This is a genomic window from Arthrobacter sp. Z5-13 (assembly GCF_056499105.1).
In genome coordinates this window covers 4,411,082-4,433,290 of sequence record NZ_CP096460.1, presented here as the reverse complement: position 1 = coordinate 4,433,290, position 22,209 = coordinate 4,411,082, and the positions used below count along the sequence as shown (strand labels likewise).

22 protein-coding genes and 1 pseudogene are annotated in these 22,209 nt (G+C 61.8%); 11 read left to right on the top strand and 12 right to left on the bottom strand.

What is annotated here, in order from left to right:
• Positions 1–78 precede the first annotated feature (78 nt).
• On the top strand, positions 79–2,961 hold the full coding sequence (locus tag M1E02_RS20685) for an aminotransferase class I/II-fold pyridoxal phosphate-dependent enzyme (RefSeq protein ID WP_479376042.1): 2,883 nt from the start codon (positions 79–81) through the stop codon (positions 2,959–2,961).
• On the opposite strand, the gene M1E02_RS20680 is transcribed toward M1E02_RS20685, so the two are convergent.
• From M1E02_RS20680 to M1E02_RS20670, 3 genes are read right to left on the bottom strand one after another with little or no spacing between them, the layout of a single operon-like run.
• Complete coding sequence (locus M1E02_RS20680; protein WP_479376041.1) at positions 2,915–3,610, bottom strand: ThuA domain-containing protein; 696 nt, start codon at positions 3,608–3,610, stop codon at positions 2,915–2,917. The genes M1E02_RS20685 and M1E02_RS20680 overlap by 47 nt on opposite strands.
• Positions 3,607–4,767, bottom strand: coding sequence for a LacI family DNA-binding transcriptional regulator (locus M1E02_RS20675; RefSeq protein ID WP_479376040.1), 1,161 nt, complete (start codon positions 4,765–4,767; stop codon positions 3,607–3,609). Before M1E02_RS20675 ends, M1E02_RS20680 begins: the two co-directional genes overlap by 4 nt.
• Positions 4,764–6,818: a heparinase II/III family protein gene (locus tag M1E02_RS20670; protein WP_479376039.1), complete on the bottom strand. Its 2,055-nt coding sequence runs from the start codon at positions 6,816–6,818 to the stop codon at positions 4,764–4,766. Before M1E02_RS20670 ends, M1E02_RS20675 begins: the two co-directional genes overlap by 4 nt.
• 179 nt (positions 6,819–6,997) lie before the next feature.
• Between M1E02_RS20670 and M1E02_RS20665 the strand changes: the two genes are divergently transcribed.
• The 5 genes from M1E02_RS20665 to M1E02_RS20645 all read left to right on the top strand — a co-directional run bounded on the left by M1E02_RS20665 (position 6,998) and on the right by M1E02_RS20645 (position 11,952).
• Positions 6,998–8,011, top strand: a complete 1,014-nt coding sequence (locus M1E02_RS20665; protein ID WP_479376038.1) for a hydroxyacid dehydrogenase — start codon at positions 6,998–7,000, stop codon at positions 8,009–8,011.
• A 65-nt stretch (positions 8,012–8,076) separates the two neighbouring features.
• Positions 8,077–9,357 carry an ABC transporter substrate-binding protein gene (locus tag M1E02_RS20660; RefSeq protein WP_479376037.1) on the top strand — a complete coding sequence of 427 codons (1,281 nt, stop codon included), beginning with the start codon at positions 8,077–8,079 and terminating at the stop codon, positions 9,355–9,357.
• A complete protein-coding gene (locus tag M1E02_RS20655) occupies positions 9,354–10,322 on the top strand; it encodes a carbohydrate ABC transporter permease (protein ID WP_479376036.1) in 969 nt (322 codons plus the stop codon). The genes M1E02_RS20660 and M1E02_RS20655 overlap by 4 nt, the downstream gene beginning before the upstream one ends.
• Positions 10,322–11,242, top strand: coding sequence for a carbohydrate ABC transporter permease (locus M1E02_RS20650; RefSeq protein ID WP_479376035.1), 921 nt, complete (start codon positions 10,322–10,324; stop codon positions 11,240–11,242). Before M1E02_RS20655 ends, M1E02_RS20650 begins: the two co-directional genes overlap by 1 nt.
• Positions 11,239–11,952, top strand: coding sequence for a DUF624 domain-containing protein (locus M1E02_RS20645; RefSeq protein WP_479376034.1), 714 nt, complete (start codon positions 11,239–11,241; stop codon positions 11,950–11,952). Before M1E02_RS20650 ends, M1E02_RS20645 begins: the two co-directional genes overlap by 4 nt.
• Here M1E02_RS20645 and M1E02_RS20640 read toward each other — a convergent pair.
• Both M1E02_RS20640 and M1E02_RS20635 read right to left on the bottom strand, forming a co-directional pair.
• Positions 11,949–12,131: pseudogene (locus M1E02_RS20640) on the bottom strand (DHCW motif cupin fold protein); the annotation flags it as partial. The gene M1E02_RS20645 and the pseudogene M1E02_RS20640 sit on opposite strands and share 4 nt — an antisense overlap.
• 53 nt (positions 12,132–12,184) lie before the next feature.
• Positions 12,185–12,331 carry a hypothetical protein gene (locus tag M1E02_RS20635; protein WP_479376033.1) on the bottom strand — a complete coding sequence of 49 codons (147 nt, stop codon included), beginning with the start codon at positions 12,329–12,331 and terminating at the stop codon, positions 12,185–12,187.
• A gap of 300 nt (positions 12,332–12,631) precedes the next feature.
• On the opposite strand from M1E02_RS20635, the gene M1E02_RS20630 reads away from it, so the two are divergent.
• The gene (locus M1E02_RS20630; RefSeq protein WP_479376032.1) at positions 12,632–13,489 is read left to right on the top strand and encodes a hypothetical protein; all 858 of its coding nucleotides are present in this window, start codon (positions 12,632–12,634) and stop codon (positions 13,487–13,489) included.
• Here the strand turns inward: M1E02_RS20630 and M1E02_RS20625 are convergent.
• The 5 genes from M1E02_RS20625 to M1E02_RS20605 form a co-directional block, all read right to left on the bottom strand.
• Positions 13,479–14,330 carry a PhzF family phenazine biosynthesis protein gene (locus tag M1E02_RS20625; RefSeq protein ID WP_479376031.1) on the bottom strand — a complete coding sequence of 284 codons (852 nt, stop codon included), beginning with the start codon at positions 14,328–14,330 and terminating at the stop codon, positions 13,479–13,481. The genes M1E02_RS20630 and M1E02_RS20625 overlap by 11 nt on opposite strands.
• A gap of 12 nt (positions 14,331–14,342) precedes the next feature.
• Entirely contained in the window at positions 14,343–14,630 is a 288-nt protein-coding gene (locus M1E02_RS20620; protein WP_479376030.1) for a hypothetical protein, read from the bottom strand.
• Complete coding sequence (locus tag M1E02_RS20615; RefSeq protein ID WP_479376029.1) at positions 14,528–14,947, bottom strand: LD-carboxypeptidase; 420 nt, start codon at positions 14,945–14,947, stop codon at positions 14,528–14,530. Before M1E02_RS20615 ends, M1E02_RS20620 begins: the two co-directional genes overlap by 103 nt.
• Before the next feature lie 93 nt (positions 14,948–15,040).
• Positions 15,041–15,826, bottom strand: coding sequence for a nuclease-related domain-containing protein (locus M1E02_RS20610; protein ID WP_479376028.1), 786 nt, complete (start codon positions 15,824–15,826; stop codon positions 15,041–15,043).
• Positions 15,827–16,090: 264 nt separating this feature from the next.
• Positions 16,091–16,591: a GNAT family N-acetyltransferase gene (locus M1E02_RS20605; RefSeq protein WP_479376027.1), complete on the bottom strand. Its 501-nt coding sequence runs from the start codon at positions 16,589–16,591 to the stop codon at positions 16,091–16,093.
• 279 nt (positions 16,592–16,870) lie between these two features.
• On the opposite strand from M1E02_RS20605, the gene srmL reads away from it, so the two are divergent.
• A complete protein-coding gene (srmL, locus tag M1E02_RS20600) occupies positions 16,871–18,004 on the top strand; it encodes a PheS-related mystery ligase SrmL (RefSeq protein WP_479376026.1) in 1,134 nt (377 codons plus the stop codon).
• 83 nt (positions 18,005–18,087) lie between these two features.
• Here the strand turns inward: srmL and M1E02_RS20595 are convergent, their stop codons facing one another.
• A complete protein-coding gene (locus M1E02_RS20595; protein ID WP_479376025.1) occupies positions 18,088–18,390 on the bottom strand; it encodes a hypothetical protein in 303 nt (100 codons plus the stop codon).
• 239 nt (positions 18,391–18,629) lie between these two features.
• On the opposite strand from M1E02_RS20595, the gene M1E02_RS20590 reads away from it, so the two are divergent.
• Positions 18,630–19,187, top strand: a complete 558-nt coding sequence (locus M1E02_RS20590) for a hypothetical protein (RefSeq protein ID WP_479376024.1) — start codon at positions 18,630–18,632, stop codon at positions 19,185–19,187.
• A gap of 82 nt (positions 19,188–19,269) precedes the next feature.
• Entirely contained in the window at positions 19,270–20,589 is a 1,320-nt protein-coding gene (locus M1E02_RS20585; protein ID WP_479376023.1) for a ParM/StbA family protein, read from the top strand.
• Positions 20,590–20,737: 148 nt separating this feature from the next.
• Here M1E02_RS20585 and M1E02_RS20580 read toward each other — a convergent pair whose 3' ends face one another.
• Positions 20,738–21,160, bottom strand: coding sequence for a GNAT family N-acetyltransferase (locus M1E02_RS20580; protein ID WP_479376022.1), 423 nt, complete (start codon positions 21,158–21,160; stop codon positions 20,738–20,740).
• Between the two features lie 101 nt (positions 21,161–21,261).
• Between M1E02_RS20580 and M1E02_RS20575 the strand changes: the two genes are divergently transcribed.
• Positions 21,262–22,200 carry a DMT family transporter gene (locus tag M1E02_RS20575; RefSeq protein ID WP_479376021.1) on the top strand — a complete coding sequence of 313 codons (939 nt, stop codon included), beginning with the start codon at positions 21,262–21,264 and terminating at the stop codon, positions 22,198–22,200.
• Positions 22,201–22,209 lie beyond the last annotated feature (9 nt).

Genomic DNA, 22,209 nt, shown 5'->3' with positions numbered 1-22,209 from the left:
GCGCGCTGCCTTCTGCCGGCATGCCTGCCTCGAAGCATCCTCTAAGACATTGACCAGAAAGCACGAGAACTAAAAGAAATGATTGACGACGGCGTCACTCCCACCACCGCGGCTGGAATGGAAATAGGCACACCGAGCCGGGCATGGCGTGTTCGCGCTGACGCCTGGGATTTCCTGGGGTACGCCATGAAGCAACTGGCTTCGGCCGCAGCAGGAGTTCCAGCCGGTGGAAAACCCGGCGCGAACGGAAAATCTGCGAAGGGATCGGGCAGCCAGAGCGGATTGGAGGACCAGACCCGCCGGGCGCTCGTACTGCTCGAGGCAATCGAACTGTACTGGGCCTTCCCCGGCCTGCCGGCGCTGGCTCGGCTTCGCGGCATCATTGCTGCCGGTGAATATGGCGAGGCGCTTGACCTGATAGAGGGTGTCAGGAGCCGCATCGGCCGGAACCGTCCCGCTTCCGAACAGGCCAGGCAAACCGCTGATCCGGCCGACGGCGGGGAAGGCGAACCCCTTGAGGGCCGCCAGGATGCGCCGGAGCGGCCCAAGTTTGAGGTCCTGGTGGTGGATGACATCACTGCCGAAGAAGCTGAGACCCTCAAGAGCGAGATGCTTGGGCAACGGCGCCCCGCGGATGCATTCAGCTACGAGGTCAACGTGGTGCCCTCCTTCGAGGACGCCCTTGTAGCCGTGCTGCTGAACCCTGACATCCAGGCCTGCATCCTGCGCCCGGGCTTCACCATCAGGGGCGGGCGGCGGCTCGGCACCGACCTGAAGAGCTTCCTGGCACGCCACATAGACGACGGCCTGGAGGCGCTGCGGCCCATCGACCGGATCCTCCGGCTGGCGGAGGGAATGGCTGAGCTTCGGCCGGAACTGGACGTGTACCTCGTTGCCGGCGTCGCTATTGAAGGCCTTGCAGGCTCCCTGACCCGGCCGTTCAAAAGGATCTTCCGCCGGGAAGACCGCCTTGACCTGCATTTGTCGCTGTTAGCCGGTGTCGCGGAGCGGTACGAGACGCCGTTCTTCACAGCCCTCCAGGAATACAGCCGCCGGCCCGCGAGTGTGTTCCACGCGCTCCCCATCTCCCGCGGAGGCTCGGTGGGAAACTCACCCTGGATCCGGGACATGGCCGACTTCTACGGCCTGAATCTGCTTCTGGCGGAGACCTCAGCCACCTCCGGCGGCCTCGATTCCCTCCTGGACCCCCATGGTTCGATTAAAAAAGCGCAGGAACTGGCCGCCCGGGCCTTCGGAGCTGAGCAGACATTCTTTGTCACCAACGGCACGTCCACGGCCAACAAGATCGTCCACCAGGCGATCGTCGCCCCTGGGGACATCGTGCTGGTGGACCGGAACTGCCATAAGTCCCACCACTATGCGCTGATGCTGTCCGGTGCGCAGGTGGCCTACCTGGACGCGTACCCGCTGGACCGCTACTCCTTCTACGGTGCTGTTCCACTGGCCAGCATCAAGAAGATGCTCCTGGACTACCGGCGGGCGGGGCGGCTGGACGACGTCAAAATGATCACCCTGACCAACTGCACTTTCGACGGGATCGTGTACGACGTGGAGCGGGTTATGGAGGAGTGCCTGGCCATCAAGCCGGACCTCGTCTTCCTCTGGGATGAGGCCTGGTTCGCGTTCGCTGCCTTCCACCCGGTCTATCGTCGCCGGACCGCGATGGCGGCCGCCCGGAAACTGGAAACTGAGTTCCGGAACCCGGACTACGTTCTCCGGTACGCCGAGCAGGCGGCTGCTCTTTGGGATCCGGAAACCGGGGCCCCCGCGGACGACGAAGTATGGCTCAACACCCGGCTCATCCCGGATCCGTCAAAGGCGCGGCTCCGCATCTATGCAACGCAGTCCACGCACAAGACCCTCACGTCCCTGCGGCAGGGATCCATGGTCCACGTGTTCGACCAGGACTTCGAATACCTCAACGGCGAGGCGTTCCGGGAGGCGTACATGACGCACACCTCCACGTCCCCGAACTACCAGATCCTGGCGTCGCTGGACATCGGCCGGCGGCAGGTGGAGCTTGAAGGCTTCGCTCTTGTGCAGAAACAGGCGGACCTGGCTGTCAGCATCGCCCAGGCCGTGGCCAGGAACCCGCTGCTGAAAAAGTACTTCCGGGTGCTCGGCGCCAGCGAACTCATCCCTGAGGAATATCGGGAAACAAGCACTTCGATGCCCCTCAGCAAGGGCCTGTCCGTGCTGGACGAAGCCTGGCGGCGCGACGAGTTCGTGGTTGACCCCAGCCGGCTCACCCTGGACATCGGCCTTACCGGGATCGACGGCGACGCGTTCAAGCACGAGTACCTGATGGACAAATACGGCATCCAGGTCAACAAGACCTCACGCAACAGTGTCCTGTTTATGACCAACATCGGAACCTCACGAAGCGCGGTGGCCTACCTCGTCGAAGTCCTCGTCAAGCTGGCTGAATCCTTTGATGCGGAACAACGGACACTGGGCCCGCGCGGGCTGAAGGCGCGCGATGCCCGCGTCCGGGCACTCAGAAGCGATCCGGGGAGCCATAGCGGGAGCCACTCGGAAGGTACAACGGTGAGCGCCCCGATTGCCCTCCCTGACTTCAGCAGGTTCGCGGACAGGTTCAGGGCGGATAGCACCAACCCCGATGGAAACCTGAGGGCTGCCTACTTTGAAACCTACAAAACAGGTGCCACCGAATACCTGGAACCCGCCGAACTCTCGCGGCGGGTGGCGGATGGTGAGGAAGTCATTTCCGCAGGGTTCGTTACGCCCTACCCTCCGGGCTTCCCCATTCTGGTTCCCGGCCAGGTGATCACGGCGGATGCGCTGGACTTCATGGCCGCCCTGGACACCCGGGAGGTGCACGGCTATGACCCCGAGTTGGGCTTCCGCGTGTTTGCCGACGCCCAGGGCAGTATCAGGACCGAGCCGCTGGCGGACGAGTCCCTTCCAAGAGCCAGCTGACTCCGCGCTTGAGGAGTTCCTGGTGCTCGGGGGAGTCAAACGTGGCGGAATCGTGGCCGAGGGCGTCATAGAACGTCCGGCCGCCGCGCTCATAAGACCACACGAGGGGATGCAACGTCCCCTCGTGTTCATGCCTGGCATGCACCGTGATGCCCGGCAAGGTGCGGAGCCAGCTGTAGCGCTCATCCAGCACCTCGAAATCGGGAATGCCTGCGGAAAGCGGCCCTGACTGCGGATCCATCAGCACCTGGGCTGGACCGTAGTCGGGATGCATCGTGGTGCCCCGGAGCCAGCTTCCGCCAAGCGTCTCCTCCCACACCGGTGAGTCCACAAAACTAGTGGAACTGACGTGGAAGGCAAGCAGGGGTCGGCCAGCGGCGGCCCACCCCTCAAGTCCGCGGGTCGCCGCCGGCGTTCCCGGCGAAGTTCCGCCGTCGCGCGGCTTGCCCACGTTGACTACCAGCAGGTCCGGAAGCGGCTTTGAGGTGCCCAAATCCTCCAAGGCGGTGTCGACGTCGTCCGCCACCTGCACCTGAAGGCCCGCCTCACGCAGCAGCGAAGCGATAGCGGCGGAGGTCTCCGCGAACGGGTGCCAGGGGTCGGAGTATCGTCCGGTTCCGCTGAGCAGCAGGGCGGTTGGTTCAGTCACAGGGAGTCCTCCAGGGCTCGGGCAGAAGTGCGCGGTCCACCGAGGGAGGAATCGCGCACAATGAGGTCGGGGTTAAGTTGAACACGATGGACGGGGCGTTTGGGCCCCTCAGAAATGCGGGCGGTGATGAGCTGGACCGCGAGTCTCCCCACATATTGCTTGGGTGGCCGCACCGCTGAGATCGCGGGTTCGGCAAGGTAAGCCACTTCGTCGTCGTAGCCCACCACTGCCATGCTCCCGGGAACATCCACGCCACGGTCCACGCAATGCTGGACGAAAGCCACCGCCTGGGTGTCGGAGTGGACCAGCATGGCTGTTGTGTCGGTTTCCCGGCACAGCTGCAGGATGCGGTCGAAATGCTCTGCCCTGTCACTGGTAGGGATGTGCGCTGAGTCTTCATTGACGGACTGGGCAGCCGGGATCCGCAGGGCACCGAGCGCCTGGAGCCAACCCCGCACAACATGCGCGCTCGTGGGACTGTTGGAGTCGGTCATGCAGCCGATTTTCCGATGCCCTTCCTGCCACAAATGCCGCGTTGCCATGCCTGCCCCGAAGGCATGATCCGTGGCCACCCATTCCAGGCGGTGGGCCGGGATCTCGATGGGCGACCGCCGTTCGGCCAGGACCACGGGGATGGGAAGGGAATTGAGCCACCGCAGCAATTCCCTTCCGGCCTCTCCGGTGGTGTCCGGTGCGACGATGAGCCCATTGATATTCTGCGTGTTGAGCAGTGCCTGGACCTGCTGGCGGTTATCGGCTGCATCATAGGTGGAGCCGCGGACCAGTATCTTTGCCTGCCGCTCGTCGGCTTCAGCGCGGGCACCGCTGATCACTTGGGGCCAGTAATAGTCCAGCGACGGCACCACCATTCCGATGGAATAGCGGTTTGTCTGTTGCCTGGACATTGATGCCGTGCGGTCCAGGGGACTGGGGAGGGTGGCGCCGCCATGGACCCGCGAAACGAGTCCTTCGACGGCGAGCAGGTTCACGTCCCGGCGGATGGTCAGTTCACTGACGCCCAGCTCGGCCGCGATGGCCCGCACCGTGATGGAGCCGTGGGCCCGGAGTTCGTCCATAAGTTTCTCGCGGCGCTGGAGTGAAAAGAGCGACTTTCCTGCCGGTTCCGAACCCTGCTCCGGGCTTTGTCGTGGCGTCATGGCGTGGCCTCCATTGTCAGCGTGAATGAACCTGCTGCCCGCCGACCCGCGGGCATCCGGAAGCGCAGACGGGTCAGACTGGTACCCCACACGGAGGACAGCAGCGGATCATCCAGCAGCCACTCGTCCACCAGTACGACGGCGGCGGGCTGGTCCCAGCGCAGGATCCCGCCGCGACTGGTGATCCTACTGGCGCCGGTCGCCTCGGCGGCAGGAATGCCGTGGGGAAGGACGGTCGCCGTGCCCTGCGGGCCGAGGCTGACGGTTCCTGCCAGGAGAAGGTGGATGTCGACGTCGTCCGTTCCTTCCGATTCCGGCGCTGGCAGGTGCCAGCTGTCCTCGATGCGGACGCGGGAGCCGGGACGATCCAGGGAAACCGAGCGCGTCCAACTGGAACCGCCGCCCAGGCCATAAGCGCGCGCCAGTTCCAGAATGAGCCGCGGATCCTCGGCGGTTGGTGCTTGTATTACGTCGGCCCCGAATTCTGCGCCTGCACCCTGTTCAAGGCCAAAGGGAGTTGGAACACTGTGCCAACCGCTTTGCATGGCACGGATGCCGTAGCGATCAGGGCCGAAAGTTTGGGCGGTATAGGTGGGTTGGCCTGCGTCCGCCAGTAACGGAACTCCGTCCACGGCCACAGTGACCGAGCCGACGTCCTTGTGGTTGTGGTTCTCGCCGTTATGCCCGCCCTTGGCCGTGACAACGAGGCCTTCTGTGGTCCCGGGAGCCTGGCGGGCAACCATGATCTGGACGGACGGCAGGTAGGTGAAGGCCGTCAACGGGGGAGTGCCGGGTGCCTTGTCCTGAGGTGCAGCATCACGTTCAATCAGGGCGTGCAGGGTCCTTCCCAGCCCGAAAGCCGCGTCCGGCGCCGCCGCTGTCATGGCCTCGGCATGTGCGGCCGCCTCCAAGTCCCCGAGCCGCAGTGCCCACTTTCGGACCATGCTCCAGGGAAGGTTGCTTTCGGCCACGGCCCGGCCGTCCGCAACATTGAGGAACCACTTCTGCCCGATATGCATCCTGTGCGGGAACGCAACCAGGGCGCGCACCACGGGAATGTCCGCTGCGAGGGCCCCGGCTGTTGCTTCCTCCAGCAGCGCCAAGGCCTCGAGGGCCCGGCCTGCGCCGTTCCACCAGTAGGAGAACCCTTCGTCGATGGCGCCATCTGCGGGAATGACGGCGAGGAAACGGTCAAGGCCCTCGATGCACCTTGCCACAGTCTTGGCCTGCAGCGCGCTGTCCTCCACGAGGAAAAGAGCCGCGGCCAGGATGTTGGAGTGGATCCAGGGGTTCCAGTTGTGGACGTGACCGTCAAGTCCCAGCCAATGCCAGTCATTCTGCTCGAGGAACGGGCTGATGATCCTTTCCTGGACTTCGTGCCGGATACGCAGGCGGAGCCCCGGGGCGCGGCGATCCAGCGATGCGCCGAGGACATGGTCCAGCCAGGCAAGCTGGGCGGCAACTTCCCCGGCGCCCAGGTCCAGATAGGGCCGGTCCCGGTCGGGCACCACGTGGCCGAGGCGCGTGTGGACGTCGTCATGAGCTGCCCAGCACCAGGAACTTTGCTCGCATAGGAGGAAAGCGCCGTCGATCACTTCATCGAGCCACGCCTGCGCATCTGCATCTGGGTCAAAAACGTGGGAAGCATCGGCCGATTCCTGCCCTTCAGCAAGCAATGCCATCACCACGGCGCGCGTCAGCCGCTCCTGCCGGGCCCGCACGAGGTTCTCGTACGCGGTGCGGTTGCCGTCACGGAAGTAGCGCGCATAGTGCGAGACCAAAGGCTGGGGCCACGGCGTCTGCTTTTCCTTTTCGGCTTCCTGCCCCAAGAACTCCGTCCGGGTGGCGGGCACTTCCCGCCACCGGTCCCGTTCCTCTGCCGGGCGAACACTCATCCTGTTCCGGAAGCCGTCCAGGAGTGCTGGCAGCTCGGCAGCGCACGCCGCCTGTCCCCACGCTTCTGCTAACGGGCCGTGGAAAGGCAGACCCGAAGCGAAAAGTGCCCCAGCCGTATCGGGCGTCGAAAGCTGGCTGGTTGGCCTGCCTGGCACGGTGCCTCCTGCTGTTTTCTGCCTTGGTGAATGTTCGATCGTGATTACTTGAGACCGAATATGAATGACTCGATTGAACTTTGTTGCATCTGAGTATCTACTGATTCCCAGTTGTGATGCAACACACGGAAAGCCGGGCAAGGCCGCCCGGCCACGTTTTTAGAAAGGAGGTCCTAAGGATGACGCGCAAGCCCAAGGCCCTGCTGCTCATGAACCGCGGAACTCTGGCTGATCAGTTCGACGCCTCGCGGATGAATCGCCTTGGGCAACTGGTGCAGCTGGAGGATCCGGCCTGGACGGAGTCGCTGGACGAGCCTGGGCTCGCCGCCCGTTTGGCCGAGGTTGAAATCCTGATTACCAGCTGGGGTGTACCCATGCTGGATGCTGCACGGCTGGACAGTATGCCGCTCTTGCGGGCTGTGTTTCACTGCGCCGGCACGGTACGTTCGTTCGTGAGCGATGAACTGTGGGAGCGGGGGATCCTGGTCACCAACGGAGCAGATGCCAATGCCATTCCGGTAGCTGAATTCACGTTTGCTTCCATCGTCCTGGCAGGAAAGAAGGCCCAGGTCCTTGCCAACGACGCGCGGACCGGGCGCGAAGACTGGTCCTACGCGTCGGCCCGCGGAGAGTTGGGAAACATCGGCCGGACCATCGGCGTTGTGGGATTCTCGCGCATCGGCCGGAGGGTGGTGAAGCTGGTCCAGCAGCTGCAGGACGTCACTTGCCTTGTTGCGGATCCGTACGCTGATCCCGCGGCGGTGGCAGCAGCAGGCGGAAAGCTCGTGGGGCTGGACCAGCTCCTGAGTGAGTCGGACATCGTGAGCATTCACGCCCCCGCCTTGCCGCAGACCCGGCACATGATCGGTGCACCTCAACTGGCCCTGCTCCGGGACAACGCAACACTGATCAACACGGCGCGGGGATCCCTGGTGGATACCGCAGCCCTTGAGGCCGCGTGCTCCAACGGCCGGATCCACGCCATCCTCGACGTCACCGAACCCGAACCGCTGCCCGCAGGATCAGTACTTTACGACCTTCCCAACGTGGTCCTCACCCCGCACATCGCAGGGTCCCTCGGTACGGAAACCCGCCGGATGTCCGATACCGCCCTGGACGAACTTGAACGCTACCTCGCCGGCAAAGACCTGCTCGCCGAGGTATCCGCTGAAGACCTAAGCGTCAGCGCGTAGGCAAGAACCATCATCTACAGCTCCAACCATCACGTTCCACCTCCCCCTCGACAAGGAGAAACGCAATGAAGCGCACCACTCTCGCAGCGATTGCCCTGGCTGCCGCCGCAGGACTCGGGCTCACCGGCTGCGCCGGCGCTGCCGGCCCGGCAGAGAAACCCGCAACAGAAGGCAAGACCACCCTCAGCGTGTCCGTCTGGAACTATGAGGGCACACCTGAATTCAAGGCACTGTTTGATGCATACGAGGCCGCCAACCCGAATGTGGACATCGAACCCGTGGACATCCTGGCCGATGACTATCCCCAAAAAGTCACCACGATGCTTGCCGGCGGCGACACCACGGATGTCCTCACCATGAAGAACGTCATCGACTACTCCCGCTACGCCAGCAACGGCCAGCTCCAGGAGATCAACAGCGTTGTGGACAAGCTGGACAAGGAAAACCTGGCCGGCCTTGACGCCTTCGATCTGCAGGGCAAGTACTTCGCTGCCCCTTACCGGCAGGACTTCTGGCTGCTCTACTACAACAAGGACCTGTTCAAGGCAGCAGGACTCGAAGAACCAAACAACATCACTTGGGATGAGTACGCCGAGCTCGCCAAGAAGCTGACCGGGACGGCCGCTGACGGCAAGAAGGTCTACGGCACTTACCAGCACACCTGGCGCTCGCTGGTGCAGGCCGTCGCCGCCGCGCAGAACGACGGCGATCTCATCGGCGGCGACTACCCCTTCTTCAAGGACCAGTACGACATGACACTGGACCTCCAGAAGAGTGGAGCCCTGATGGACTTCGGTACGGCCAAGAGCCAGAAGACCAGCTACCGCACGATGTTCGAGTCCGGCCAGACAGCCATGATGCCCATGGGTTCCTGGTACATTTCGAGCTTCGCCGCCGCCCTCAAGGACGGCAAGACCAACGTCAACTGGGGCTTCGCCCAGCTTCCGCAGAAATCAAAGGGCGGGGAGATCACCACCTTCGGCTCTCCCACCGCCTTTGCCGTGAACAAGAACGCCCAGCACTCGGACGAAGCAAAGAAATTCATTGAGTGGGCCGCAGGTGTGGAGGGTGCGAAGGCCATCGCAAAGATCGGGGTGGTCCCGGCCCTGCAGACCGATGACATCACCGAGGAGTACTTCAAGCTCAAGGGCCTTCCCACAGACGAGCTGTCCAAGGAGGCCTTTGCGCCGGACAAGACAGCCCTCGAGATGCCCGTCAGCGACAAGTCAGGGGCAACGGATAAGATCCTGACCCAGGAGCACGAGCTGATCATGGCCGGTGAACGTTCCATCGAGGACGGCATCGCCGAGATGGGGAAGCGAGTCAAGGACGAAGTCCTTAAGTGACTACCGAAACACGACTCCGGGCACCTGCCGTCGGCCCTGATCCCAAGCGAAGGAACACCCTGAACCGAGGAAACAGCCTCAGTGGAGGGAACCGGAAGCAGGCGCGGCGCAACACCCTCATCGGCTGGACCTTCATCCTTCCGAACTTCCTGGGTTTCCTGGCCTTCACCCTCATCCCGGTCCTGGCCGCGTTCGCCTTGGCGTTCATGGAATGGACCTCGTTCTCCGCCCCGAAATGGGTGGGGCTGCAAAACTTCGAACGCATGCTCGGCAGCGATTCGTTCTGGATCGCGCTGCGCAATACAGTGATCTACGCTGTGGGCCACGTGCCGCTGACCCTGGTGCTGGCGCTGGCACTTGCCATGCTGCTGAACCGGAAACTCAAGGGCATCGGCTTCTTCCGGGTTGCCATCTTCTTCCCCTACATCACCTCACTGGTGGCTGTCGCCGTCGTCTGGAACATGCTGTTCAGCCCCACTGACGGTCCCATCAATCAGTTCCTGCAATTCGTCGGAGTGGCCAACCCGCCAGGCTGGACGTCCAGTTCCGACTGGGCCATGCCCGCCGTCATCATCACCAGCGTGTGGCGGGACATGGGCTACTACATGATTCTGTACTTAGCCGGCCTACAGGCGATTCCCACGGAGCTTTACGAGGCAGCCGAAGTGGACGGCGCCAGCCCCTGGCAGCGCTTCTGGAACGTCACCGTTCCTTCCCTGCGGCCCACCACGTTCTTTGTGGTGGTGATGCTGACCGTCTCCAGCTTCAAGGTGTTCGACCTCATTGTGGTCATGACCAACGGCGGACCCGGGCGGGCAACGACTGTTCTGTCCCAGCTCATCTACCAGGAAGGAATCGGCGAAGGTAAGTTCGGCTACTCATCTGCTGTCTCCCTCGTCCTCTTCCTCATCGTCCTGACGGTGACGGTATTGCAGTTCAAAATCCAGCAGCGGAGGGAACGCTGATGACTAACCTGACCGAAGACCTCAAGGCCCAAGCCATTACAGGCGGCGGAAACGACGTCTCTGCCCGGGATGAGTTCCGCAGGCGGAGCCCACGGGAGCAAAAGGCGCGCACGGTTAACGTCATCGTTTACGCGGTGCTGGTGGTCCTGGTGGCTGCCCTCATGGTTCCTTTCATCTGGATGGTGTCCTCCTCGCTGAAGGAGAACAACCAGGTGTTCACGGTCCCTATCCAGTGGATTCCGGAGGAGTTCGTCTGGAGCAACTATTCGGACATCTGGACCCGGATACCCATGATGGGGTACCTGCAGAACTCGCTCTACCTGTCCGTGATCATCACCATCCTGCAGGTCCTCACCGGGTCCTTGGCGGCCTATGGCTTCTCCAAGGTGCGCTTCCCGGGGCGCGACGTGCTGTTCCTCGCCTACATCGGAACCATCGCCGTACCGTGGCAGGCGTACATGGTGCCGCAGTACATCATGATGCAGCAGTTGGGGCTGACCAACAGCTTCAATGCGCTGATCCTGCTGCAGGCGTTCGGCGCGTTCGGGGTGTTCCTTATGCGGCAGTACTACATGACCATCCCTGACGAGTTGTGTGAGGCTGCCCGGATCGATGGCCTGAGCGAGTATGGAATCTGGGCCAGGGTCATCCTGCCCCTTTCCAAACCCGCCCTTGCCAGCCTGGCACTGCTGACCTTTGTGAACACCTGGAATGACTACATGGGGCCGTTCATCTATCTGACCAGCAACCGTCTCTGGACGGTCCAGTTGGGCTTGCGTTCCTTTGTAGGACAGTTCGACGCCGAATTCGCCATGATCATGACCGGTTCAGTAATTTCAGTGGTTCCGATCCTGATCATCTTCCTGGTGGGGCAGCGTTACTTCATCCAGGGAATCGCGACGAGCGGTATGAAGGGATGAGCACCGTGGGTGGGCACACAGTGCAGCCGCTGCGGCGGAAGTGGGCGGGACCTGGCTTCGAAACGTTCGGCAGTATCTTCGGCTTCGTCTACACGTTCCTGGCCGTGAACTTCCTGCTCGCGGCGGCCAACGCACCCCTTGTGTTCTTCCTGTCCTTCGTAGGCGATCCGGTGGCGGCGTGGCCGTTCTTCCTCGCGCTCGCCGTTACGGTGGGCCCGTCTCTGGCCGGCGCATTCAGTGCTTTTCACGCGCTCGCGGAGGAGGACGGTCCGGCCGTTCGCCCGGTGGCCGCCTTTCTGAGGGGCTATAAGCAGTCCTTCAGCCGGGCGGCCCTGGTGGGCCTGGCCGGCGTCGTACTTTTGGGGTTTCTGGTTTTTGACCTGGTGATCCTGCAGTCCATGCCGGGAGCCGCCGTTCTGGTTCCGCTGGCAGTGACGGCGGCGGCTCTTGTGGTGTGCGTCAGCCTGCTGATGATCGCTGGAATGGTGCTGGTTCCCCAAGCCGGGTTAGAAAGCCTCGCAAAGGCCGCGCTCTACCTGGCTGTCAAGCGCTGGTACCTGAGTCTGGCTGCCTTGGCGCTGCTGGGCATTATCGCGGCTGCGGCGCTGACCCAGCCCGTTTTGGGAACTGCCCTGGCGCCTGCGCCCTTGCTGTTCGTGGTGTGGAGCAACGCGGCGTTCTCGTTCAAGGCGGCGTTGCAGGAGGGCTAAACCGAGTTGGTCAGTCCACGATGAAGAGAGTGGCACCGGTTGCGGTGGATGGAGTTCACGAGTTCACCAGCCGTGCACAGCAGAACGTGGCCCTTTTCGCACCAATGGTCGGCCAGGTAGCCCGGTGTATATTCGACCATTCGTACCCGCATGGGCCCGAAACTTCGGGTCCGCCAATAGGCTGTTCCGCTGACGCCTTTGTGCTCGGTCCGTTCAGTCTGCGAGCAGTCAGTTACGCGGCCAGCATGCTGGTGCTGATGGAGAAGAAATCCTCGCCGTCAACGTCATCGCGGGAGACGTAGGCTGTGAAGTCCGAGAGGGACATGAAGCAGTAGAAGTCGCTGTAGCGGTAGTTCGCCTTGTCTGCTTTTGTTGCCACCGGAGGGCCTCCGTTTTCATTGTCTGTGGGATTTCCTGACTGTTGGATTAATCATGCCCCCGCAGGTGAGCAGATTTAGGCAGCGTTTCCGCAGGAGTGGGAAAGGCTTTGTGCAGGTTCATCACGGATCCCACAGGCGATGCAAATTCCGATCAAGTTCCGGGAAAATGCATGTGGAAACGGGGTCATCCTGACCCATGCAGGGCCGACAAGAGGGCCACCCCTCGCATCAGCATTCCGGCCTGTATCGTCTACTCCAGTCACGGAATCCTGTGGCAAGCCAGCCACGATCCTGCGGGGATGTCCATGTCGGTTCCAGCGCCGTCCCCGCAGGGCATCTCTATCAATGTCCCGGCGTCGGCCGGTCAACAAGGGAAGGTGCAACTGCGCGCCGACAACCTGCCAACTGGTGCCCTGCCGCCGGTCTGGCAGCGCAGCGGGCTATGGGCCAGAATGCTGCTGTGGCGGGCACTGATGCTCCTTGCTTTTTGTGCTGTGGTACTTGGTTCCGGGCATGGCATCGGGACCATGATCAGGGCCGCTGTCACGAGCGTTCACGTGCCCGGCATCATTACCGCCCAGGACGAGTCCGGCCACAGAGGCGGCCATTGCGTCCTGAACGTGGCCTTCTCCCTGAACGGGCGCCACTTGCAGGGCACCGTGGACACCAATACGACCTGCAAAGGAGTCCCCGGCCCTGGGGCTGGAGTGACGCTGAACGTCTATCCCGACAATCCGCTGGAGTACCTGACTGTCGTTGGACAGGACTCCCAAAGCTGGACCGCATGGCCTTTTGCCGTCGGTGCAATTGTGGGAAGCATTACAGCTGGCCTCTTCCTTGTGAGGTCGGTCAGGGTCTATCGTCGGGCACGCTCATTAGCCAGCGACGACGTCCCCTGGCGGCAGCTGACGGGCACCGTAAAACGGCACGAGACAACGGGTCATGGGAGAAAGCTCTGGCTTGAGGCTCCGGACCTAACGGGGCGGCCCCACACCTTTTGTCTCTATCCCGATATGAGCCTGCTCTTCATGGCGGACGCACGACCTGGGAAGGCAGTCACCTTCTGGCTGAAGACCGACGGCGGACACGAGGTGCTCCTTACCGGGAACCATTTCCCCCGGCTCCGGTTTGTGACCCTGAGGGCGCCTACAGCATGACAGTGCCTTGGATGCAGGTGGCCGATTCCCCGCCAATCCAAATGTCTCCGTCCTGAGCCTTCACATGGATACGCCCTGCCCTGCCGAGCACCGTTCCTTGGGCAGCCACGTATTCTTCGGGCGCGCGGCCGCTACCGATGAGCCATTGTGCTACCCCGGCGTTGAAACTGCCCGTGACCGGGTCTTCCATCATGGCGTCACCTGGAATGAACGTGCGGACTTCGAAGTCCGTGCCTGCGCCCGGCTCCTGGGCGCCGATCACACCGACCTTGAGATCAGCCAGTGCCGTCCAATCGGGTTCGATGGCCAGCACCTGCTCGGCGGAGGCAACAAGAACACCAATCCACTCAGGTCCGTTGACCAGCCACGCTGCGTCCATCAGCGCGTTTTCCGGAAGTCGCAGACCGGCTGCCAGCTGGGAGCGGACGGCGGGGTCAACTGGACCGAACCGGGTCAGCGGCGGTGCAGCGAAAGCCAACCGTCCGTCGTCGTGCTTCACACGAACCAAACCTGCGCCGCACTCCTGAACCAGGACGCCCTCAGTCTTCGGTACCCCGCCGGCCTGAAGCCAGGTGTGCGCAGAACCCAGCGTGGGATGCCCCGCAAACGGGAACTCCTCGTTGCCCGTGAAGATGCGCACGCGATAATCGGCGCGCGGATCCGTAGGAGGGAGGAGGAACGTGGTCTCAGAGAGATTGGTCCAGTTGGCGAAATGCTGCATAGTCTCGGTGCTGAGGCCTTCGGCATTGACCACGACGGCGAGTGGATTGCCTCGGTAAGGCCGATCGGAGAAGACGTCGACTTGGTGGAACGGGCGCAAACGCGAGGCTTCTAAAGTCACCGCCGCAGGATATCACCGGCGCTCTCGAGCCTTCCTCCCGTGTCCGATGTTGAGCCAGCCCAGGACAGGGATGCCCAGGGGTTCCAGGTGATCCTTGAGGACATCCACCAAGGTCCAACCACGATCCTCATAGTCATCGAAGCCACTGAAAAGGCCAAGTGCAACGCCTGCCAGGTTGTTGAGCGCCCCGGCTATTTTCAGCTGAGTGATTTGCCGATCGATGCGACCAAGCCCCATGTCGCGCTTGTCTTCCAGCAGCAGGATGGTGCCATCGAGGGGTGGCAGGCCGGCGCCAACCATGTGGGCGATCGATGAAAGATTGCCGCCGACAAGCGGCCCCCTTGCCGGCCTGCCACCTGGACTTTTGCGGAGTACGCCTGTGCGTCCCGGGTTACAGTCACCGGCCTGTCGCCCATCAGAAGTTGTCTCACCGAGGAGGTCGCCTCTTGGCCAACAGCAGCGCCATGGATGGTCACCAGGCTGCACTCACGCCGAAGTGCCAGCTGTAAGTAGCTGATGTCGCTGAAGCCAATGAGCGGTTTGGGGTCTCTACGTACAGCTTCGAAGTCGATCTCCTCGGCGATGCGGTATGCACCGGCACCGAAGCGCTGCGACATCAGCTTCGTCCGGAAAGCTTGCCGGCGAGACAATTCTGACAATGTCTCCGCGCTGCAGACGAGGCCAGGAACTCGAAGACACATCACGGTTCATTAGGCTGACCCGAACCGCGACGCTACCGTCGCACGAATCGCCGGCACATCAACGTCGCCGGACGTCTGCTCTGTTAACGCCTTGGCTAACTGTTTGGGCCCGAGCACCTGAACGCCACGAGTCGAGAATGCGCCCCCAATCAGGGGCCAGTCTGCTTCTATGAAGCACAGCACCCCGGTCGCCGGAACATCCCCGACGAGGTCGCGGACGACGTCGACCTGTTTCAGTACCCCGTCGACCAGTTTCGTGCAATCACGGCGGCCAACGAGAAGCTTCTCCAGGCGTGGGCGAAGGATGCCACCCTCGATCTTGAGTTCAGGCCGTCCCTTGTACCGCTTGGCATCGATCACCCAGATTCCACCGGGAGTGATGGCGATGTGATCGATATTTGCCTTCGAGCCGGGGATGCGTCGGTCGTGGAGGACAGCCAGGCCATCGGCAGCCAGGGCATTTAGTCGAGCACCGAGGCGTTCCTCGCCGGTCGCGCCTCGATCCCAGGCCTTGGTGTGCGGGCGTTCGTCAGAGAGGACGACAGCGAGGCCACCGAGGCGACCCCACTTTTCGCGGAGCTTTTCCTCGTCCTTCGCTTTGCGACGGTCATACTCGCGACGGGCGGATGACCCGGCTACTCCGGACTCGGGGGACAAGGTTCCCGTAGCCTCGGTGGCACATCCCAGGCAGCGGACAGTCTTCGTCTCGCGCTCATAGATCGCTTCTGTACCGGCCGAAAGAGAGGCACCGCACAGCCGACACACTCCGGTGTACCTGAGCCTCATCTGCTTCATGAGGATGCACTTTGGCTCACAGCCGCGGACGCAGCCTGTTGGTAGACGACGGCGGCCAGGCCGCTGATGCGCTTTGCCATGGCTCAATCCTCACCCACTGCAGGACTTTTTCGTCCGGTGCCGCGCGTAGCGCCGCCCAGAGACCTCGTGAGCTGTTCCGCAAGTCGAAGGGCCGATGTCCGTCGTCGAGGGCTGATAGCTGTCGGTGAAGAGGGACCGTCACCGGACGGATCGCCGTGCGTGGGCTGGAGGCGTCCTCGCACTTCAGGTGGTTATCCAGTACCGCAATTTGAACTTGGTGTCCTGGTGGATCGCCGCTTCGGGAACGCCACCGTGGCTTTCGATCACGCGCCGGGATGCCAGGTTGTCGACGTCGCAGGTGAGCAATGCCTCGCCGATCCCAAGGTTCCGGGCTTCGATCAGTGCCAGATCCAGAATTTGCCCTGCATAACCGTTCCTCCGGAATCCTGGGCGCACTGAATATCCAATATGGCCGCCCACTAGGCGGAGTGCTGGATTGAGGTGATGGCGGATCGAAACGCGACCCACTATCTGGCCTCCTACTTCCGCGACCAAAAACGTTTCCGGAACGTGAGTCCCGGACAGACAGATGCCTTGACGAGTACGTTCCGTCCTCTCCAGAAAATCGGCCCAGTCCGTGTCGGGCTCATAGCCGTGGAGGAATTCAAAGCCCTCACGTGCGAGTTCTTCATGAGCTCGTGCTACCTCTTGCTCGTCCTGAAGTGAGAGGCGGCGAAGTTCCATGACAACAGACACTAACGTCTATCCGCTGATCATGAACGGGTTGTGGGTATGAAAGGACTTTCCGGTCAGCCCGTCCCAGCACGATTAGTTCCGTCGTCGACCATGGGTGCGTGAATGGCCGCCGTCGCGCTACTCTTACTTTCATGCGCAATTGCCTGCGATTTATCAGCCCCCGACCGGTTACCGGTTGCGAGGGCTCAAAGGCGAGCGCCTAGGTCCTGGCTACGGGTACGGCTCGGGGGAACCCGACCGCCGAACCTGCCAGTGAAGGACCTTCCAATGACTGAGTACCTTTCCCCTGCACAACTCCACGATGCCCTGACGTTGCGAGACCTCTCAAACCCTGCGTCCGGCCCACACGCCATGCAGGACCTCTTGCAGCAGGTCACTGCAGCTTTGACAGAGGCGTGGGAGGTTCCATGCCGCACCATCCGAGACAGTCCGTTGGTCGCGGTGGCTGACAACTACGACAAACTGGGTTTCGCATCCACGGACGTGACCCGGAACCGTCGTTACACCCGGTACGCCAGCCCTACCGTGATGTTGCGCAGCCACACCTCCGCCTCCATCCCGGCGCTGTTGCGTTCCTACTCCGATTCCATGGCAGTGGACCAGCTGCTGGTTATGCCCGGGCTGGTGTACCGCCTTGACGCGATTGACCGGGCCCACGTAGGAACCCCGCACCAGGTGGACCTGTGGCGGGTTTCCTCCAAGGCCTCCCTCACGCCCGTCGATCTCGAAGCCATGATCGGTCAACTGGTTGAAGCGGTGATTCCGGGGGCACAGTGGAGGGCGGTCCCCGCCGAACACCCGTACACAACGAGCGGGCGGCAGGTTGACGTGCTGGTAAGCGGAGAATGGCTGGAACTGGCCGAGTGCGGGATGATGCGGCCGCAACTCTTCGACGATGCGGGCCTGGACCCGGCCCGCTGGTCGGGCTTGGCGTTGGGTATGGGCATGGATTGGGCGTTGATGCTCCGTAAGGGCATTCCCGACATCAGGCTCCTGCGCTCCACGGATGAAAGGATCAGGATTCAGGTGCTCGACCTTTCGCCGTGGCGTCCGGTTTCCCTGATGCCCAGTATCAGCCGGGATATTTCTATCGTTGTTCCCGCTGACTCAGACGACGAGACCCTGGGCGACGAGGTGCGTGCCGCGCTGGGCGAGCGTTCAGAGGATCTCGAATCGGTGACGCTCATGGCCCTGACGGCCTATGATGACCTGCCTGAGGGAGCGAAGGCCAGGTTGCAACTGGATAGCTTGCAGTCGAACGCATTGTTGCGCATCACCTTGCGCCCACTGTCGCGGACTCTTACCGATCAAGAAGCGAACGGCATCCGGAACGAAATCTATCGCTCTCTCCACAAAGGGCCTGTGCTGGAACTCATTAACGTAGAGAAGCCATCAACATAAAACTGCTCCCCGCAAGTCAGAACGGATTTCTCAGTCCAACTTTCGAGGAGCAGTTCATGCCCTGGGTGCGCCCCATTTCACAATTAAGCCATTGGCTCAAAACGAATGCCACGGCGACCAGAAGGCCTTGCTACTGAAGCGTTCACGATTTCAGGGGAGGGTGATTCCGTCGCAATGTGTTTGGTGAATCCGAGCGCGTCAGCAAGGCTGGCCGGGCTCATTCCTTCGTCGTTGGCTCGAATGACAGCTTCGATGAGGAGCTGGTCAACCGCCTCCCGGAGGGTTCTGAGGTCGCGAAGAGCAGCCTCGGTCTCCGTTAACTGAAGGTTTTCCTGGTGCCAACGAAATTCTTGGGCGTGGCGACTGGCTTTTCGTTCTGCACTCATGTGCACAACATTAGTTCCACGGGCAGATACCAACAAAAAAGAAACCGCTGCGCCGTGCCCGCGAGGATTAGTTGAAGCGCCGCGTAAGTTGCTCCACAAATTGCGGGCTAAGGTTGGGTTGTTCCTGACCATATCTGACCGGAGACGGGTCATATGTGGGCCGGAGCTACGCGAGCGAGGGTTCAGTTTGAGTCTCATCATGAACTTTTGTTAATCACAAAAAGAGAGGGGAGGGGTCCATGGCCAATCTTCAGAGCAAGGTGGCAGCACCAAAGGCGAAGGCCGCTGTGAAAACGGCAAAACCTTCTGCTGTAACAACTGTGAAACCGCAGCCGCACCGTTTCCGCATGAGCGTCCCCGCAGCCGATGAGGCTGTTTTGGTGTGGATGAATTTGCAGGACAACCCATCATTGTCTATTCGGATGCTGATCCGTGAGAGCATCGAGCGCCTTGGCTACATCGACGTCGTTAACCGACCAGTTGCCAAGCTTCCCACGCGCGCACGTCCTGTGGGTCCTGAAGAGGAATCCACAGAGACAGAGCGGAACGCAGGAACAGTTGGGGCTTCGGCTGCCTCGATTCAGCAGGTAGCGTCCCCCGCTGCGTTCGCAGATCCGGGTTTAAGCCAGGAGACAAACACCGAACCCGAGATCCGCGGCATCGCACCGGAACCTGCGGTACTGCCTAATAAGTCTGTCCCAAAGAAGGACGAGATCCACACCTCCTCGACCACTCCTGAACCGGAGCAGCCTTCTGTCGGACAGGAAGTCAACGACATCTTCTCGATGCTGCGCTGACTCTCAAAACAACCCCCAGCACTTTCTCCTGTATGGCAACCCAGTAACCACATCAAACACTTTCCACGAAGGGATCACATTCATGACCATTTCGATCAATCTCACCGGTGGCATCGACGTCGGTAACGGCTATGTCAAGGGCCTCATCCGCGGCGCCGGTGCATCAGGTGCCGCCAACGTGGACGAGATCGACCTGCCAAGCGGCGTCTCAACGATCACGCGCCCGAACGCTCTGCCGACCCCTGACGATGAAGCCGCAACGAAGATGGAAGGCAACTTCTACAACGAGCTGGACGTCAGCTTCGTCTCCCCTTTGGTCAGCAACTATCACCGCAGGCTCTTCGGACTGCGTGCCCTGAGCGCGCAAGGCGCATTTGATGAGTTCGACGTGGTTGGCCGTCGTAGCAAGGCCCAGCAGGAGCTGAGCAAGGTTCTGGTCATGGGTGCTTTCGCCGCCAAGGCCCTGCGTGACTACGTGCGCCAGCACGGTGGATTGCCGCCGGCTATCGAAACCATAAGTGTGCAGGCTCGGGTGGCACTTGCGCTGCCGATCAACGAGTACATCTCACACCGCACCAGCTACGCCGCTGAGTTCACGAGCGGCACGCATACGGTTACCGTGCATAACTTCGAGACCCCGGTCACCGTGAAGCTTGAATTCGTGGATGTACAGGTGATCCCCGAGGGCGCGTCGGCTCAGTATGCGATCACTGCCAAGGGCGAGCCGTTGATGGACGCTATGCTAGCCGATGTCCGCCGCAGAGGCCTGTCACTGGTGGGCATCACATCTGCAGACGTGCTTGCAGCCGAGCACACAGTTGGCATCGACGTCGGTGAAGGGACAGTCAACTTTCCTGTGTTCACCGCTGGAGAGTTCAACGCCGACGCCTCGACCACGCACAACCGAGGTTACGGTTCGGTTCTTAACGACGCGCTGAAGGCGATGGAGGACCAGGGCTTCTCGCATGGCTTCACTTCCCGCAAGCAGTTGGCTGAGTACTTGCAGGCCGGAGCGTCGCCGTTGAAGCGTAACTTCTACGACAAGGTTGCTCAGTTCGTCGATGAAGAGATGCGGTTCTTCGCCAAGGAAGTTGCGGAGCGGTTCGGCCGCGTTCTGGCCGTCGTTGGTGCGACCACCGAGGTCGCGTATGTCTTCGGCGGCGGGGCAGGTCCGGTGAAGCCACATCTGTATCCGGCACTTCTGGCCAAGGCCACCGAGATGAACTCTGTGGACTCGTTCCCGACTCTGTACCTCGATTCCTCCTACTCGCGGAACCTGAACCGCGAGGGTCTCTACATTGCAGCCGAGTCAGTGGAGAAGCGAGCCGGCGCCGCACCGGCTGCCAATGGTAAGCGCAGCGCTCGTTCAAGCGAGAAGAAGCTCGCCGAGGCCACTGTCTAGGTAACGTGCTCAGGGACAGCTGAGAGCGCCGCGAAGCACTGGTCCCCCGGACGAATCCGGGGGACCAGTGCTTTCTTTTTCTTGGCTTGACGTCAGGCGTTCCTGATCGGAGGGACCCCCAGGATGGTGCCTCGCACGAATTCTGCGATCAATCGAACCTGACGAACGCTCTGATGGATCCTCCTTGGAACTCTTCAGCCTGCGTGTAGCCGAGCGCTTCGTAGAATGCCTTCTGCCGTGGCCCGTCGTCGGTGATCAAGACCTTCTGACGCACATGCGGATACTGTTCGAGCGCCCGTTCAGCCAGGGCTCGTCCAATACCTCTTCTGTGGTGTGACGGCAGCACGAGGAGATCTTGGATGTAGCAGATCGAGGCACCATCGGAGATGATCCGCGCTAGTCCAACCAGCGCCTGTCCATCATGAGCTGCCACGAGGGTTGAGGACCCCTCCAACGCTCTTTGAAGATTGTCAGGGTCCTTTGTGTAGGCCAACCACTCCACCGCATCGTAAAGCGCGAGGACTTCGGTGAAGGGCAGGTCCTCTGCATTCACTACATCGATGGTTGTCATAATTCATCCAACCATGGAGCCCAGTCACACGACGGTGGGAGCGGCCGCGACCCTTGCCGTTCAAGGACAGCAAGCTTTAGAGGAAACTGCTATCGTCACTCATGAGACTCCAAAGTAGCGCTACTGCCATAATCCGACCTGTGCTACCGTACCGGACAGCATCCGGCCTCTGGTGGTGCCTCGTTGGAGTAGTTGCCTTCTCCTTCACGGTCCCCTTTACGAAGCTGGCAGTCGGCGGCCTATCGCCGCTGTTCATCGGATCGGCACGGGCAGTCGTGGCGGCCTTTCTTGCTGCCATGGCCCTATCTCTGGCGAGGCAGCGCTTTCCGCGAGGCGTTCAATGGGCCCGGCTGGCTGTTGTCGCTGCAGGGATTGTCGTGGGCTTCCCGCTGCTCACGTCCTTTGCACTTACTGCCGCGCCTGCCAGTCATGGAGCAGTCGTCATCGCTCTCTTGCCGGCGGCCACGGCTACTACGGTCGTCCTCCGCAGCCGAGAACGTCCACCGCTTGTCTTCTGGATCGTGACAGCGGTGGGTTCGGTGGCGGCGATTGCCTTCGCTTCCGCACAATCGGGTGGTTTAGGGCAGCTGCATTGGGCGGACTTGCTGCTCTTCGGCGCTGTCATTGCCGCAGCCATCGGGTACGCGGAGGGAGGTTTGCTGGCCCGTGAACTGGGCGCGTGGCAGACAGTATCTTGGGCGCTGGTTCTAGCATCGCCCCTAATGGTGGTCCTAAGCGCCCTTGCCATGGCGCAGCAGGTCCCGTCCGGTACACCCTTGCAGTGGGCAGCGTTCGTCTACCTTGGGGTCGTCAGCATGTTCCTGGGTTTCTTCGCCTGGTACCGCGGCCTTGCGATCGGGCCGATGGCACAGATAAGCCAGATCCAACTGGCGCAGCCGGTCCTCAGCATTTGTTGGGCAGGTCTTCTGCTGGGCGAGGACTTGACTTCGACCACGATCATCGGCGGTCTGGCCGTCATTCTCTGCGCCGGCGTTGCTGTCCGCATACGACTGAGCCCGAGACCCAAACAGCTCCACTGATCCTTACCA

Excerpts from the sequence above, each read along its gene's own strand:
- srmL (WP_479376026.1), top strand. The coding sequence starts at position 16,871 with ATGACTGAGTACCTTTCCCCTGCACAACTCCACGATGCCCTGACGTTG.
- M1E02_RS20575 (WP_479376021.1), top strand. The coding sequence starts at position 21,262 with ATGAGACTCCAAAGTAGCGCTACTGCCATAATCCGACCTGTGCTACCG.
- M1E02_RS20590 (WP_479376024.1), top strand. The coding sequence starts at position 18,630 with ATGGCCAATCTTCAGAGCAAGGTGGCAGCACCAAAGGCGAAGGCCGCT.
- M1E02_RS20630 (WP_479376032.1), top strand. The coding sequence starts at position 12,632 with ATGTCCATGTCGGTTCCAGCGCCGTCCCCGCAGGGCATCTCTATCAAT.
- M1E02_RS20650 (WP_479376035.1), top strand. The coding sequence starts at position 10,322 with ATGACTAACCTGACCGAAGACCTCAAGGCCCAAGCCATTACAGGCGGC.
- M1E02_RS20665 (WP_479376038.1), top strand. The coding sequence starts at position 6,998 with ATGACGCGCAAGCCCAAGGCCCTGCTGCTCATGAACCGCGGAACTCTG.
- M1E02_RS20595 (WP_479376025.1), bottom strand. The coding sequence starts at position 18,390 with ATGAGTGCAGAACGAAAAGCCAGTCGCCACGCCCAAGAATTTCGTTGG.
- M1E02_RS20605 (WP_479376027.1), bottom strand. The coding sequence starts at position 16,591 with ATGGAACTTCGCCGCCTCTCACTTCAGGACGAGCAAGAGGTAGCACGA.
- M1E02_RS20620 (WP_479376030.1), bottom strand. The coding sequence starts at position 14,630 with ATGGTTGGCGCCGGCCTGCCACCCCTCGATGGCACCATCCTGCTGCTG.
- M1E02_RS20685 (WP_479376042.1), top strand. The coding sequence starts at position 79 with ATGATTGACGACGGCGTCACTCCCACCACCGCGGCTGGAATGGAAATA.
- M1E02_RS20585 (WP_479376023.1), top strand. The coding sequence starts at position 19,270 with ATGACCATTTCGATCAATCTCACCGGTGGCATCGACGTCGGTAACGGC.
- M1E02_RS20675 (WP_479376040.1), bottom strand. The coding sequence starts at position 4,767 with ATGACGCCACGACAAAGCCCGGAGCAGGGTTCGGAACCGGCAGGAAAG.
- M1E02_RS20615 (WP_479376029.1), bottom strand. The coding sequence starts at position 14,947 with ATGTCGCAGCGCTTCGGTGCCGGTGCATACCGCATCGCCGAGGAGATC.
- M1E02_RS20645 (WP_479376034.1), top strand. The coding sequence starts at position 11,239 with ATGAGCACCGTGGGTGGGCACACAGTGCAGCCGCTGCGGCGGAAGTGG.
- M1E02_RS20610 (WP_479376028.1), bottom strand. The coding sequence starts at position 15,826 with ATGAAGCAGATGAGGCTCAGGTACACCGGAGTGTGTCGGCTGTGCGGT.
- M1E02_RS20580 (WP_479376022.1), bottom strand. The coding sequence starts at position 21,160 with ATGACAACCATCGATGTAGTGAATGCAGAGGACCTGCCCTTCACCGAA.
- M1E02_RS20660 (WP_479376037.1), top strand. The coding sequence starts at position 8,077 with ATGAAGCGCACCACTCTCGCAGCGATTGCCCTGGCTGCCGCCGCAGGA.